Source organism: Paraburkholderia sp. MM6662-R1 (assembly GCF_050436245.1).
In the GTDB taxonomy this organism is placed as follows: domain Bacteria; phylum Pseudomonadota; class Gammaproteobacteria; order Burkholderiales; family Burkholderiaceae; genus Paraburkholderia; species Paraburkholderia tuberum.
This window is the reverse complement of record NZ_JBNDLV010000001.1, coordinates 4338080-4352480: the sequence shown is the minus strand read 5'-3', so window position 1 is coordinate 4352480 and position 14401 is coordinate 4338080. Positions and strand designations below refer to the sequence as shown.

Here is a 14401-nt window from a genome sequence, read left to right as displayed (position 1 = left end):
TGCTTCGAATAGTTGTGCGCAGGTTGGTCGGGCCTGCGTTTTCAGCTTGGGCGGCCGGCGCTCGGATCGTCAGGTCGCGCTCGCGCGCGCCTTCGGCTGCCGACTCGCGACGACGACGAGGCAACTGCCCCGCAACTCCTTGATCTCGTAGACCTGCGCGTCTTCGGGTTCGCCCGCGGCCAGCTCGATGTCCCATGCCGCGCCACGATAGGTCGCGCGTGCTTTGCGCCCCTGCCAGGCCGGCACGTTCAGCGTCTGCCCGATATCCAGATTGACATCCGGATTGCGCGACGCCTGCTCGCGCCTACGACGGCCGAAGCGCGAGCGTCTGAGCACCACGACCGCCGCGAGCGCAACCAGCGCCGCCACTACGAATTGCAGATCGGTCCCGGCGCCGGCAATGCGCGCAAGCGCGGCCGCGACGAAGCCGAACGCGATCATCAACAGATAGAAGGTGCCGCTCATCAGCTCCAGCACGACAAGCACACCCGCCCCGATCCACCAGAACAGTCCACCAGGCGCCACGTCGACCTCCACAAAGCAAAACACCCCGGTTCTACCGGGGTGTTTATAGCACGAAGCGCACGTGCCTTTAACGCGTGCCGAATGCCGCCTGCGAAGCGGCATTCGCTACCTCGCGAGTTACTGCTTCGCCTTTGCCAGCTGCTGCCACGTATCGATGATCGTGTCGGGGTTGAGCGAGATCGACTTGATGCCTTCGTCAGTCAGCCATTGCGCGAAGTCCGGATGATCCGACGGCCCCTGGCCGCAGATACCGACGTACTTGTCGAGACGCAGACAGGTTTCGATCGCGCGCTTGAGCAGGAACTTGACCGCTGGATCACGCTCGTCGAAATCGACCGCGAGCAGCTCCATGCCCGAGTCGCGGTCGAGGCCGAGCGTGAGCTGCGTGAGATCGTTCGAGCCGATCGAGAATCCGTCGAAGTACTGCAGGAACTCTTCCGCGAGGATCGCGTTCGTCGGCACTTCGCACATCATGATCAGACGCAGGCCCTTCTCGCCGCGCTTCAGGCCGAACTTCGCGAGCAGCCCGACCACGCGCTCCGCCTGCTTCAGCGTACGCACGAACGGCACCATGATCTCGACGTTGTCGAGGCCCATCTCTTCACGCACCTTCTTCAGCGCGATGCATTCCATCTGGAACGCCTCGGCGAAGTCTTCCGCGATATAGCGCGACGCGCCGCGGAAACCCAGCATCGGGTTTTCCTCGTCCGGCTCGTAGCGCGAGCCGCCGATCAGCTTCTTGTACTCGTTCGACTTGAAGTCCGACAGACGCACGATGACGGGCTTCGGATAGAACGCCGCCGCGATCGTTGCGATACCTTCGGTCAGCTTGTCGACGTAGAACGCGCGCGGCGAGGCGTGACCGCGCGCGACGCTTTCGACCGCCTTCTTCAGGTCCTGATCGACATTCGGGTACTCGAGGATCGCCTTCGGGTGCACGCCGATGTTGTTGTTGATGATGAACTCGAGCCGCGCGAGACCCACACCTGCGTTCGGCAGTTGCGAGAAGTCGAATGCGAGCTGCGGATTGCCGACGTTCATCATGATCTTCACCGGAATCGGCGGCAGTTCGCCGCGCTGCACTTCGGTGACTTCGGTTTCGAGCAGGCCGTCGTAGATCTTGCCTTCGTCGCCTTCAGCGCACGACACGGTGACGAGCGCGCCGTCCTTCAGCACGTCGGTCGCGTCGCCGCAGCCGACCACGGCCGGCACACCCAGCTCACGCGCGATGATCGCCGCATGGCAGGTGCGGCCGCCACGGTTCGTGACGATTGCCGACGCACGCTTCATGACCGGCTCCCAGTTCGGATCGGTCATGTCGGCGACGAGCACGTCGCCCGGCTGCACGCGGTCCATCTCCGACGGGTCGTGGATCACGCGCACCGGACCCGCGCCGATCTTCTGACCGATCGCGCGGCCCGTTGCCAGCACGTTCGACTGGCCCTTCAGCTTGAAGCGCTGCTCGGCCTTGCCGCCGCCCTGGCTCTTCACCGTTTCCGGACGAGCCTGCAGGATGAAAATCTTGCCGTCGCGGCCGTCCTTGCCCCACTCGATGTCCATCGGACGCTGGTAGTGCTTCTCGATGATCACCGCGTACTTCGCGAGCTCGATCACGTCTTCGTCGGTGATCGAGAAGCGGTTGCGCTGTTCGTGCGCGACGTCGACGGTCTTCACGCGGCCCGGCTCGCCCGGCTTCGTGAACTCCATCTTGATCAGCTTCGAGCCGATCGAGCGGCGGATGATCGGGTACTTGCCCTGCGCGAGCGTAGTCTTGAAGACGTAGAACTCGTCCGGATTCACCGCGCCCTGCACGACGGTTTCGCCGAGGCCATAGCTCGACGTGATGAAGACGGCGTCCTTGAAGCCCGATTCGGTGTCCAGCGTGAACATCACGCCCGCGGCGCCGACGTCCGAACGCACCATGCGCTGCACGCCCGCCGACAACGCGACTTCAGCATGCGTGAAGCCCTTGTGGACGCGATAGGAGATGGCGCGGTCGTTATACAGCGACGCGAACACGTGCTTCATGCGATCGAGCACGTCGTCGATGCCGACCACGTTCAGGTAGCTTTCCTGCTGACCGGCGAACGATGCGTCCGGCAGGTCTTCCGCGGTCGCGGATGAACGCACGGCAAACGACAGTTCCTCGGGCGAGCTCTGTTGCAGCGTGTCGAACCCCGCGCGAATGTCAGCCTCGAGCTGCGGCTGCAGCGGCGCGTCGACGATCCATTGACGGATCTCCTTGCCCGCTTCGGCGAGTGCCTTCACGTCGTCGACGTCGAGCGTCTCGAGACGTTTGGCGATGCGCTCGGTCAGATCGTTGTGCTGCAGGAAGTCACGGAACGCGAGCGCGCTGGTCGCGAAGCCGGTCGGCACGCGCACGCCGGCTTCGGCGAGCTGGCTGATCATCTCGCCCAGCGACGCGTTCTTGCCGCCGACGATCTCCACGTCGGTCATCCGCAACTGCTCGAACGGAACTACATACGCCTTGTCCTTTGCGACGGTAACTGCGTTAGTCATACAAGCCCCTAAGTGTGAAAGAAATTCACGACTGTGCAAGTGGGCTTGAACACGGGCAGCCCATTGGAAGCCTCGACCCCGTGTCTTGCACAACCTGTTAGATAAGCAATCGCCTGGACGGCGGAGATGCGTTGCATGGCGCGCCGGCCGTGGAGCACGAGGCGGAGCACCGAAGAACGCGGTTGAGCGGACTTACCGCTCGATCTGTTGCGTTCAACGCATATTGACATTAGATAACGTGACGTTGAACGACCGTTCGCGGCAAGTTAGCGGCCAATCGCCTGCAATTGCTTATCCAACAGGTTGCCGCTATTCTACCGTGCCGACTCCTGAAATGTGGCAGTCGGTCGAGAATTGCGCCTCGAATCGCGCGCCGACCAAGCCAGCGGGCTTTTGCGGGACCGCCCGCGCGGGACACGAGCGTGGCGCGCCCGCCGCCGCGCGGTTTGATTCGAGCGCGTTGTCGCGCTCGCGCTTTCCGGCTCATTTGCCTTTCACGTTCACAGCTCCTCTGATGCCGCCCACCGTATTCATCGTCTCAGACGGTACCGGGATTACTGCCGAAACCTTCGCGCATTCGATCCTCTCCCAGTTCGACCAGAAATTCCGCCTGGTCCGCGTGCCATTCGTCGACTCGACCGAGAAGGCCTACGCAACGCTCGAAAAGATCAACGAAGCGGTCGTGCAGGACGGCCGTCGACCGATCGTGTTCACCACGCTCGTCGATAGCTCGTCGAATCAGATCGTAAAGGGTTCGAACGCGCTCGTGCTCGACATGTTCCAGACCTTCGTCGAGCCGCTCGAGCAGGAACTGGAACTGAAGTCGAGCCACGCGATGGGGCGCGGCCACCAGAACGCGGACACCGAGGAGTACAAGAACCGGATCGAGGCGATCAATTTCTCGCTCGCGCACGACGACGGTCAGTCGAATCGCAATCTCGCAGACGCCGACGTGATCCTCGTCGGCGTGTCGCGCAGCGGCAAGACGCCGACGAGCCTTTACCTGGCGATGCAGTACGGCGTGAAAGCGGCGAACTATCCGCTGATTCCCGAAGATTTCGAACGCGGCAAGCTGCCGACGCCGCTACGCGAGCATCGACAGAAGATGTTCGGCTTGTCGATCGATCCGCAGCGGCTGTCGGAGATCCGTAACGAGCGGCGGCCGGGCAGCAAGTATGCGGCGCCGGAAAACTGCCGCTATGAGATCAACGAAGCCGAAACGATGATGCGGCGCGAGGGGATCAAGTGGCTGTCGTCGACGCACAAGTCGATCGAGGAAATCGCGACGACGATCCTGCAGGAGATTAAGCTGGATCGGCCGTCGTATTGAGGGATGGCCGAGCAGGCGTTGCGTTGCCGGGCCAGAGCCCTCGCAACGCCACTTCAGTCTACTTTTTGCGCCCGCGCTGCTGCCGGCACTGCTCGAACACGCAGACCGCCGCCGCGGCCGCCACGTTCAGCGACTCCATACCGCCGGGCTGCGGAATCGTCACCCGCAACGACACGGCATCGCGCCACGCCTGCGACACGCCCGCCCCTTCGTTGCCGAACACCCACGCGAGCGGCCTGCTCAGGTCGCTGTCATAGATCGCTTCGGCACCGTGCGAATCGGTGATGACGATCGGTACCGCGAGCCGTTCGATCAGCGCACGCGCTTCGACATCCTCATGAATCTGCAACAGGAAGTGCGCGCCCATCCCCGAGCGCAGCACCTTCGACGACCACGCGTATGCGGTGCCCGGCGCGCAGAACACGTGCTCGATACCCGCAGCCGCTGCGCTGCGCAGAATCGATCCGACGTTGCCCGCGTCCTGCACGCCGTCGAGCACGAGACAGTTTTGCTCGACGCGCTCGGGCAGCGGTGCGTCGAGCTTCTCGACGAGCAGCAGAATCCCGACCCCATGCACGACATTCGACAACTGTCCGAACAACGCATCCGGCAGCGTCACGAGCCGATGCTCGTCGATCCGTGACACGATCGCCTGCGCTTCGTCGTGACGCAACGCGCCGTCGGTGACGACGCATAGCTCCGGCTGACCTGCTACGTCGAGATACGTGCTTGCGAGATGGAAGCCCTCGAGCAGCGCGTGGCCGCTGCGGCGCTGTTGATGCGTCGAGCCGGCCAGTGCCTTCAGGCGCTTGTAGAGCGGATTGTCCCGCGAGGTGATGGCTTTCACAGGCAGCGAAGGCGGTGAGAAGGGAAAAGGAATCAGCGGCAATCAACGGCACGCAAGCGCGGAGCGCGCTCGAGCCGCGCTGATGGGGTCGGTCACGCGAAGCCGGCTTCGCCGAACGCATCGTCGTCGAGCAGCAGCGCGTCGGCCACGATGACGGCGTCCGCCGACGGCAACGGCACGCCGGTGCCGAACCTCAAATGCGCTTCGCGCACCGGCGCGAACGATCGCCGATGATGCTCGCACGGCCCATGCTCGCGCAGCGCCGCGAGATGCTGCGGCGTGCCATAACCGGCATGCGCGTCGAAGCCGTACATCGGATACGCCTGGTGCAGTTCGACCAGCATGCGGTCGCGCGTGACCTTCGCGAGAATCGACGCCGCCGAGATGCTCTTCACGAGCGCGTCGCCGCCAATCACCGCCTCGCTACGGATGCTGAGCGTCGGGCAACGGTTGCCGTCGATCTTCACGAGCGTCGGCACGACCGACAGGCCCTCGACCGCGCGCTTCATCGCGAGCATGGTGGCGTGCAGGATGTTCAGCGAATCGATTTCCTCGACTGTCGCCGACGCGACGCAGTACGCGAGCGCACGCTCGACGATCTTGTCGTACAGCGCTTCACGCTTGAGTGCGCTCAGCACCTTCGAATCGTCGAGGCCACGGATCATCGGTTTGGCGGGATCGAAAATCACCGCCGCCGCGACGACCGGACCGGCCAGCGGTCCGCGCCCTGCTTCGTCGACGCCGCAGACGATGTCGTCGGCGCTCTCGAAGTTCAGGCCGGCTTGCGCCACTACCCGAACGGTGGCCGCGATCTTCCGGCGAGGCGCGCGCGCGGCGGTCATGACCGCCCCGCCCGCTGCTCGAGAACGCTCGCCACGACTTCGGCCGCGCGCTGCGCGGTGTTCTGCTTCAGCACGTGATGCATCTCCGTGAAGATTTCCTTCAGCGTGCGCCGGTTCGCCTCGTCGCGCAACTGCTTCAGCGTCGCCTCGGCGAGCGCCTGCGGCGTCGCGAAGTGCTGCAGGATCTCCGGCACCACGAAACGCCCGGCCAGGATGTTCGGCAGGCCGACGTACGGCAGATAGCCCTGGCGGCGCATGATCTGGCCGGTCAGCCAAGGCACCTTGTACGAAATCACCATCGGCTTTTTCAGCAGCGCGGCTTCGAGCGTGACGGTGCCGCTCTTCACGAGAATCGCGTCGGCGGCGGTCATCGCGAGTTGCGACTGGCCTTCGGTGATGGTCAGCGCGAGGCCCGGATGCGCATCGACGAGCGGCTGCAGCAACGCGCGCAACGCGGGCGTCGCCGCCGGCATCACGAAGCGCACGCTGGGCTCCTGGTGCTGCATCATCTCCATCGCCGCGAAGAACGTCGGGCCGATCAGGTCGATCTCGGAGCGCCGGCTGCCCGGCAGCACCGCGATCACCGGCCCGCTTTCCGCGAGACCGAGTGCGCGGCGCGCACCGAGGGTGTCGGGTTCGAGCGGGATCTGATCGGCCAGCGGATGCCCGACGTACGACGCCGCGACACCCGCCTTTTCAAGCAGCGCGGTTTCGAACGGGAACACGCACAGCATGTGGTCGACGGCCTTGGCGATCTTCTTGATGCGCCCGCCACGCCACGCCCAGATGGACGGGCAGACGAAGTGCACGGTCGGAATGCCGGCGTCGCGCAGTGCATGCTCGAGCCCGAAATTGAAGTCGGGCGCGTCGACGCCGATGAACACGGACGGCGGTTCGGCGAGCAGCTGACGCTTGAGCTCGTTGCGGATACCGAGGATTTCAGGAATGTGCCGCAGTGCTTCGACATAGCCGCGCACCGTCAGCTTTTCCATCGGCCAGTGGGCGTCGAAGCCCGCGGCGATCATGCGCGGACCGCCGATGCCGTAGTACTGCGCGGCGGCCGGCAACCGGCTGGCGAGGCCGTCCAGCAGCGACGCGGCGAGCAGGTCGCCGGACGGCTCGCCGGCCACCATCGCGACGCGCAGCGGACTGGGTTGCAACGTCATCGGTTAGCGGATGATGCCGCGCTGCGACGCTTCGACGAACGCGAGCAGCGTCTGCACCGGGGCGTCGCCGTCACCGCCGGCCGAACCGAGTTCCTTCAGTTGCACCTTCGCTTCTTCGAGCGACAGGCCGTTCTTGTACAGCACGCGATACGCGGTGCGCAGCACCGAGATCGCGTCGGCCGAGAAGCCGCGGCGGCGCAGCCCTTCGACGTTGATGCCGTGCGGCTCGGCCTTGTTGCCCGCGGCGATCACGTACGGCGGCACGTCCTGCACGAGCGCCGACGCGCCGCCGAGCATCGAATGCGCACCGATGCGCACGAACTGATGCACGCCCGACATGCCGCCGATGATCGCGTAGTCGCCGATCGTCACGTGACCGGCCATCTGCGCGTTGCTCGACAGGATCACGTTGTTGCCGACGTGGCAGTCGTGACCGATGTGCACGTAGGCCATGATCCAGTTGTCGTCGCCGAGCGTGGTGACGCCCGCGTCCTGCACCGTGCCGGTGTGGATCGTCGTGAACTCGCGGATCATGTTGCGGTTGCCGATCACGAGCCTGGTCGGCTCGTCCTGGTACTTCATGTCCTGCGGACGTCCGCCGACCGATGCGTAATGGCCGATGCGGTTGTCTTCGCCGAGCGTGGTATAGCCTTCGATCACGCTGTGCGAGCCGACCGTGCTGCGCGCACCGATCGTCACGTGTGCGCCGATCACCGCATAGGGCCCGACTTCGACGGATTCGTCCAGCTGCGCGCCCGCTTCGATGATCGCGGTGGGATGGATCCTGCTCATGCGTCCTCGCTTCTGATTCTGTTGCGTTGTGTGGATGGCCTTGCCGTCAGGGCCGCCGCGCGCGTGCCTTGCCGCGCCGCGACCTGCCCCGACGCGGGCTTTACGCGTCGTTGTCCGTGTGGCGCACCGCGCACATCAGATCGGCTTCCGCCGCGACGACGCCATCCACTTCGGCGCGCGCCTTGAACTTCCAGATGCCGCGCATGTGACGCTCGAACGTGCAGTTCAGGATCAGCTGATCGCCCGGTTCCACCACGCGCTTGAAGCGCGCGTTGTCGATGCCGACGAACAGGTACAGCGTGTTCGACGGATCGCTCGGCTCTTCCGAGAACGTCAGCAGCGCCGCGGTCTGCGCGAGGGCTTCGAGGATCAGCACGCCTGGCATCACCGGCCGCGTCGGGAAATGTCCCTGGAAATACGGCTCATTGATCGACACGTTCTTCAACGCTTTGATGCTCTTGTGCGGTTCGAGTTCGAGCACCCGGTCGACCAGCAGGATCGGATAACGATGCGGCAGCAGCGTGAGAATCTTATGAATGTCGAGGTTGATTTTTTCGGTGCTCATGGTGTTTCTGCTCACGCATTGACTGCGCGATGATGACTGCGGATGCTGGGTGCAGGTGGGTTGAAAACGCGCACGACCGGCGCCTCTGATGACCGGTGGTCGTTCCACCCGGTCACGGCCACCGGCTTTGCTTCATGATGCTCGACCACTATTTTACGCGGTGCGGATGGGTCGCCGGGATAACTGTCAGATCTTGTTGCCTGCGGGTTGACCTGCGGCGCCGTCAGTGGCATTGCCGGCTTTGTCGACGGTGGCGTTCTCCAGCGCTTTGATGCGATCGCGAAGCTTGTCGATATTGCGCAGCAGCGCGGCGCTTTTGTTCCAGTCCGCGTGGTTCACGGCCGGGAACGCGCTCGTGTACATGCCGGGCTTCAGCAGCGACTTCGACACGCCCGACTTTGCGGTGACGATCACGTAATCGGCGAGCGTCACGTGTCCGGCAATGCCGACCGCGCCGCCGATCATGCAATGACGGCCGATGGTCGTGCTGCCCGCGATGCCCGCGCAGCCCGCGATCACCGTGTAGGCGCCGACCTTGCAGTTGTGGCCGATCTGCACGAGGTTGTCGATCTTCACGCACTCCTCGATGATCGTGTCGGCCATCGCGCCGCGGTCGATCGTGGTGTTCGCGCCGATTTCGACGTCGTTCGCGATCGACACGCCGCCGACCTGCGGAATCTTGACCCAACTGCCGGTGCGTGCGTCGCCCTCGCCGACGAAGTCGGGCGCGAAGCCGAAGCCGTCCGAGCCGATCACCGCGCCCGCGTGGACGATCACGCGCTCGCCGAGCTTGCAGCCGTGGTACACGGTCACGTTCGGATACAGATGTGAGTTCGCCCCGACGCGGGTGCCGCGGCCGATTACGACGTTGGCGTCGAGCCGCGCGTGCTCGCCGATCACTGCGCCCGCTTCCACGGTGACACGCGGACCGATCACCGCGCTCGCGGCGACCTGGGCGGAAGGATCGATGGTTGCGCTCGGATGCACGCCGGGGACTGCCCTCGGCGCGGCCAGGTCGATGAAGGTTTGCGCGATGCGCGCAAAGTAAGCGTAGGGATTTGGCGTGACGATGAAGTTTCGAGCTTCGCGCGAGGCGAGCTTCGCAAGGTCGCCGGCATTGATCAGCACTGCGCCGGCGCGGGTCGTTTCGACCTGCGACAGATACTTCGGATTGGCGAGGAACGCCAACTGGTCCGGGCCGGCCTGGTCGAGCGGCGCAAGACTGCTCACGCGCTGCGCCCCGTTACCGACTACTTCACCGCCGAACCGCTGGACGATGTCCTCGAGCGTAAATGCCATGCCTATCCTGTCTCCAATGTCGACCAGAGTTGGCGCTTTAGCGCTTACTCTGGTCCCATTCAAATCATTGCGAGGGCGCGCGCCGAGGCGTGCGGGGCGACCGTGCGCCGCCCTCAGTCGCCCTCATTGCCCTTAGTTGCCCGATGCCGCAAGTGCCTTCAGCACCTGGTCGGTGATATCGATGCGCGGGCTCACGTACACCGCTTCCTGGACGATCAGATCGTAGTGCTGCGTTTCGGCGATCTGCTTGATGACCTTGTTCGCGCGATCGAGCACCGCCGCGAGTTCCTCGTTGCGGCGCTGGTTCAGGTCTTCGCGGAACTCACGCTGCTTGCGTTGGAAGTCCGAGTCGAGCTGCGACAGGTCGCGCTGCTTTTGCGCGCGATCGGTCGCCGACATTGTCGCGCCATTCTTGTCGAGTGCATCGGACATCGACTTGAGCTTTTGCGCCATGTCGGCGAGATCCTTGTCCCGCTTCGCGAATTCGGCCTCGAGCTTCAGCTGCGCGGCTTTCGCCGCCGCCGATTCGCGCAGGATGCGGTCGGAATTCACCGCGGCGATCCTCGCCTCCTGCGCGTGCGCCATGCCGACCCCGAGGGTCATTGCCAGCGCCAATGCGCACGCTACACGTTTCGAAAACATACCGGTTAGCAAAGTCATCCTCTCGATACTGTAGTTTGGCCGGGTCCGCCGCCGCAGCCGGCCGCCGGCAACGCCGGCCGCCGGGAACACCCGCCGCCCGATCAGAACGCCGTCCCGATCTGGAACTGGAACTTCTGGTACTGGTCGCCAGTGTGCTTCGTGAGCGGGAAGCCGAGGCTCAACTTGAGCGGGCCGATCGGCGAGATCCACGCGAGACCCACACCGTAGCCGTAACGCAGGCCATTTGCGCCGATGCTGTTACCTTCCGTTCCCCACACGTTACCGGCGTCGAGGAACGTGAACACACGCAGCGTGCGATCGTAGCCCGTGCCCGGCAGCGGGAACGTGAGCTCGATATTGCCGACGAGCAGCTTCGAGCCGCCGATCGGGTCGTTGGTCTTCGCGTCTCGCGGACCGAGCGAGCTCGGCTCGTAGCCGCGCACCGAACCGATACCGCCGGCGAAGTAGTTCTTGAAGATCGGATAAGGCTTGCCGCCGAGGCCGTTACCGTAGCCGCCCTGGAAGTTGAAGCCCAGCACGAAGCCACGCGCGAACGAGTAATAGTACTGCGCGTTGATGTCGGCCTTGTAGTACTGCGTGCCCCCGATCGGCGTGCCGTACTCGGCGTTCGCCTGCGTGAAGTAGCCGCGGCTCGGCACCAGCGCGCTGTCACGCGCATCGCGCGACCAACCGACCGTCAGCGGTACGTTGTTCGACACGCGGCCGAACTGGTTCACGTAGTCGATATAGCTTTGCGGCGTATTCGAGTCGATGTCGAGCTGGTTCTGCTCGAAGCCGACGCCGAAAAACACCGTGTCGACTTCGGAGAACGGAATGCCGAACTTCAGGTCACCGCCAATCGTGACGATCTTGAAGCTCGAATCGGTCGAATAGTACAGCGGCTGGTACGTGCGGTAGTAGACGTCGGTGATCCGCTTGATGCCGTCCACCGTGAAGTACGGGTCGACCTGCGTGACCGTCAGCGTACGGTACGTCTTCGCGGTATTGATGTTCACCGAGAGGCTCGTGCCGGAGCCGAACACGTTGTCCTGCGAGATACCCGCCGACAGCACCACCTTGTCCGTCGATGAGAAGCCCGCGCCAAGCGTGATCGCGCCGGTCGGTTTTTCGGCGACCTTCACGTCGATGTCGACCTGGTCGGGCGTGCCTTCGACCGGCACCGTGGTCACGTCGACGTCGGTGAAGTAGCCGAGACGGTTGATACGGTCCTTCGACAGCGCGAGGCGGTTCGAATCGAACCACGAGCTTTCGAGCTGGCGCATTTCGCGGCGCACCACTTCGTCGCGCGTGCGCGTGTTGCCGACCACGTTGATGCGGCGCACGTACACGCGACGGCTCGGGTCGACCTGAAGCGTCAGGTCGACGGTGTGGTTGTTCTGGTCGATCTGCGGCTGTGCATTGACGGTCGCGAACGCGTAGCCGTACTCGCCGAGCTTGTCGACGATCGCCTTCGTGGTCGCCTGCAGCTTTTCGGCCGAGAAGCGGTCGCCCGGCTTGATCTTGATCAGCTTCTTCAGTTCCGCTTCGCGGTCGAGCAGATTGCCGGCGAGGCGGATGTTCGAAATCGTGTACGGCTGACCTTCATGCAGCGTGACCGTCAGGTACATGTCCTTCTTGTCCGGCGAAATCGACACCTGGGTCGATTCGATGCTGAACTCGAGATAGCCGCGGTTCAGGTAGTACGAGCGGACGTTCTCGAGGTCGCCGGTGAGCTTGTCTTTCGAGTACAGGTCGTTCTTCGTGTACCACGAGAACCAGTTCGGCGTGGACAGCTGCATTTCGTCACGCAACGTGCCGGTGCTGAATGTCTTGTTGCCGATGAAGTTGATCTGACGGATCTTCGCGCTCGGACCTTCGGCCACCGAGAACAGGATGCCGACGCGGTTGCGGTCGATCGGCGTGATCGTCGTGGTGACTTCAGCCGCGTAAAAACCGCGCGTCAGATACTGGCGCTTCAGCTCCTGCTCGGCCTTGTCGACGAGGGCCTTGTCGTAGTAGCGGCCTTGCGACAGCCCGACCGCGCGCAGCGCCTTGATCAGATTGTCCTTGTCGAACTCGTGGATACCGGCGAAGTCGATCGTGCCGATGGCCGGGCGCTCTTGCACCTGCACGATCACCACGTTGCCTTCGGTCGCGATCTTGACGTCGTTGAAGAAGCCCGTCGCGTACAGCGCGCGAATCGCTTCGGACGCCTTGTCGTCGGTAAAGGTATCGCCTTGCTTGATGGGCAGGTACGCGAACACCGTGCCCGGTTCGACGCGTTGCAATCCCTCAATGCGAATGTCTTGCACCACGAAGGGCGTCGTTGCGTGAGCAACCAGCCCATGCGCGGCGAACGCCGCGGCTACAACCGTCTTTGGACCAAAGCGATGAGGTTTGAACAACGTGCTTCCCCAGTATGTATAGCTGCATCAGGCCTGGCGGCCGCCCTCGTGAACGCCGCCGGACACTTTAAAAATGGATTAAACGAGCCAGATCGTTGAACAGCGCAATCGCCGACAACGCGACGATGCAGGCAAGCCCCGCCCTCTGAAAAACGAGTTGCCAGCGATCGGAGACAACTTTACCGGTCACAGCTTCAACCAAATAATATAACAGATGACCCCCATCCAATACCGGAATTGGTAGCAGGTTCAGCACGCCGAGGCTAATGCTGACAAGGGCCAGGAACGACAGAAACGCGGCAGGACCCAGACGTGCGCTCTTTCCCGCGTAGTCGGCGATCGTCACCGGACCGGACAGATTCTTCAGCGACGCCTCGCCGACGATCATCCGGCCGAACATCCTGACCGAGTACACCGCGAGATCCCAGGTACGGCGCGCGCCGAGGTGGAGGCTCTCGAGCGGCCCGTAGCGCACGTCGATCGACGGCACCTGGGTCGCCAGCTCCGCGCCGATGCGGCCGATCTGCTGCCCGCTCGCCGCATCGCGCTGCAGCTGCGGCACGATGGTGATTTCTTCGAGCGCGCCCGCCGCATGACCGCCACGGCCCCCGCGCTCCACCCGCAGCGTGACCGGCACGCCGGCGTGCGATTTTACAAAAGCGATGAAGGCCGAGGCATTATCGGTCGGCGTGCCGTTGATCGCGCGCAGCCGGTCGCCGGCGACGAGCCCCGCCTTTTGCGCGGCGCTGCCCGCCTGCACGCCCGCCACCGTCAGCTTGCCGCCGCCGGGCTCGAAGCCGAGGCGCGACATCAGATCGTCATCGACGTCTTTCTCGCCGAGGCCGCGCAGGTCCATCGGAAAATCGGACGTGCCGTGCGCGTCTTTTGCACTGAGCACGATGCGCTGCTGATCGAACGCGGCGCCGAGCAGCTTCCAGCGCAGATCCGACCACGACCGCACCGGCTCGGTCTCATCGCTATGGCCGGTGCGCACACCGACGATGGTCTCGCCGCCCTCGAAGCCCGCCAGCGCGGCCGGCGTGTTCGGCGCGGGTGTCGCGATCACGGCGGCCGGTTCGGTCACGCCAGTTGCGAACACGAGCGCGAACAGCACGATCGCGAGCAGGAAATTCGCGACCGGACCGGCCGCGACGATCGCGAAGCGCCGCCACACCGACTGGCGGTTGAACGCATGCGGCAGATCCGCTTCGGGAATCGAACCGGGGCCGGTCTCGCGCTCGTCAAGCATCTTCACGTAGCCGCCGAGCGGCAGCGCGGCAATCGTCCACTCGGTGCCCGTCTTCGGACTGACCCACTGAACGAGCGGCTTGCCGAAGCCGATCGAGAAGCGCAGCACCTTCACGCCGCACAGACGCGCGACGCTGTAGTGCCCGTACTCGTGGACTACCACGAGTACGCCAATCGCAACCGCGAAAGCGAGCAGTTCGATCAGCAGATTCATAAACGC

12 protein-coding genes are annotated in these 14401 nt (G+C 64.1%); 1 reads left to right on the top strand and 11 read right to left on the bottom strand.

Annotation, left to right across the window (positions count from 1 at the left end; translation table 11 throughout):
- Positions 1-69: 69 nt before the first annotated feature.
- Entirely contained in the window at positions 70-525 is a 456-nt protein-coding gene (locus OKW39_RS20585) for an NfeD family protein (protein ID WP_090805347.1), read from the bottom strand.
- Between the two features lie 117 nt (positions 526-642).
- Complete coding sequence (gene ppsA, locus OKW39_RS20580; RefSeq protein ID WP_429360795.1) at positions 643-3045, bottom strand: phosphoenolpyruvate synthase; 2403 nt, start codon at positions 3043-3045, stop codon at positions 643-645.
- Positions 3046-3559: 514 nt separating this feature from the next.
- Between ppsA and ppsR the strand changes: the two genes are divergently transcribed.
- Positions 3560-4375 (top strand): posphoenolpyruvate synthetase regulatory kinase/phosphorylase PpsR, encoded by an 816-nt coding sequence (ppsR, locus tag OKW39_RS20575; protein ID WP_090800570.1) that lies wholly within the window; start codon positions 3560-3562, stop codon positions 4373-4375.
- A 58-nt stretch (positions 4376-4433) separates the two neighbouring features.
- On the opposite strand, the gene OKW39_RS20570 is transcribed toward ppsR, so the two are convergent.
- The 9 genes from OKW39_RS20570 to rseP all read right to left on the bottom strand — a co-directional run bounded on the left by OKW39_RS20570 (position 4434) and on the right by rseP (position 14395).
- Positions 4434-5222: a TrmH family RNA methyltransferase gene (locus tag OKW39_RS20570; protein ID WP_090800571.1), complete on the bottom strand. Its 789-nt coding sequence runs from the start codon at positions 5220-5222 to the stop codon at positions 4434-4436.
- Between the two features lie 92 nt (positions 5223-5314).
- A complete protein-coding gene (gene rnhB / locus OKW39_RS20565; protein ID WP_429334766.1) occupies positions 5315-6064 on the bottom strand; it encodes a ribonuclease HII in 750 nt (249 codons plus the stop codon).
- On the bottom strand, positions 6061-7230 hold the full coding sequence (lpxB, locus tag OKW39_RS20560; RefSeq protein ID WP_429563379.1) for a lipid-A-disaccharide synthase: 1170 nt from the start codon (positions 7228-7230) through the stop codon (positions 6061-6063). Before lpxB ends, rnhB begins: the two co-directional genes overlap by 4 nt.
- Positions 7231-7233: 3 nt before the next feature.
- Positions 7234-8022, bottom strand: coding sequence for an acyl-ACP--UDP-N-acetylglucosamine O-acyltransferase (gene lpxA, locus OKW39_RS20555; protein ID WP_184056892.1), 789 nt, complete (start codon positions 8020-8022; stop codon positions 7234-7236).
- 100 nt (positions 8023-8122) lie between these two features.
- Positions 8123-8587, bottom strand: a complete 465-nt coding sequence (gene fabZ, locus OKW39_RS20550) for a 3-hydroxyacyl-ACP dehydratase FabZ (RefSeq protein ID WP_090800577.1) — start codon at positions 8585-8587, stop codon at positions 8123-8125.
- A 186-nt stretch (positions 8588-8773) separates the two neighbouring features.
- Entirely contained in the window at positions 8774-9886 is a 1113-nt protein-coding gene (gene lpxD / locus OKW39_RS20545; protein WP_090800579.1) for a UDP-3-O-(3-hydroxymyristoyl)glucosamine N-acyltransferase, read from the bottom strand.
- A 132-nt stretch (positions 9887-10018) separates the two neighbouring features.
- Positions 10019-10540, bottom strand: coding sequence for an OmpH family outer membrane protein (locus OKW39_RS20540; protein WP_026225318.1), 522 nt, complete (start codon positions 10538-10540; stop codon positions 10019-10021).
- 89 nt (positions 10541-10629) lie between these two features.
- A complete protein-coding gene (gene bamA / locus OKW39_RS20535; RefSeq protein ID WP_090800580.1) occupies positions 10630-12933 on the bottom strand; it encodes an outer membrane protein assembly factor BamA in 2304 nt (767 codons plus the stop codon).
- Between the two features lie 67 nt (positions 12934-13000).
- Entirely contained in the window at positions 13001-14395 is a 1395-nt protein-coding gene (rseP, locus tag OKW39_RS20530; protein WP_018417653.1) for an RIP metalloprotease RseP, read from the bottom strand.
- Positions 14396-14401 lie beyond the last annotated feature (6 nt).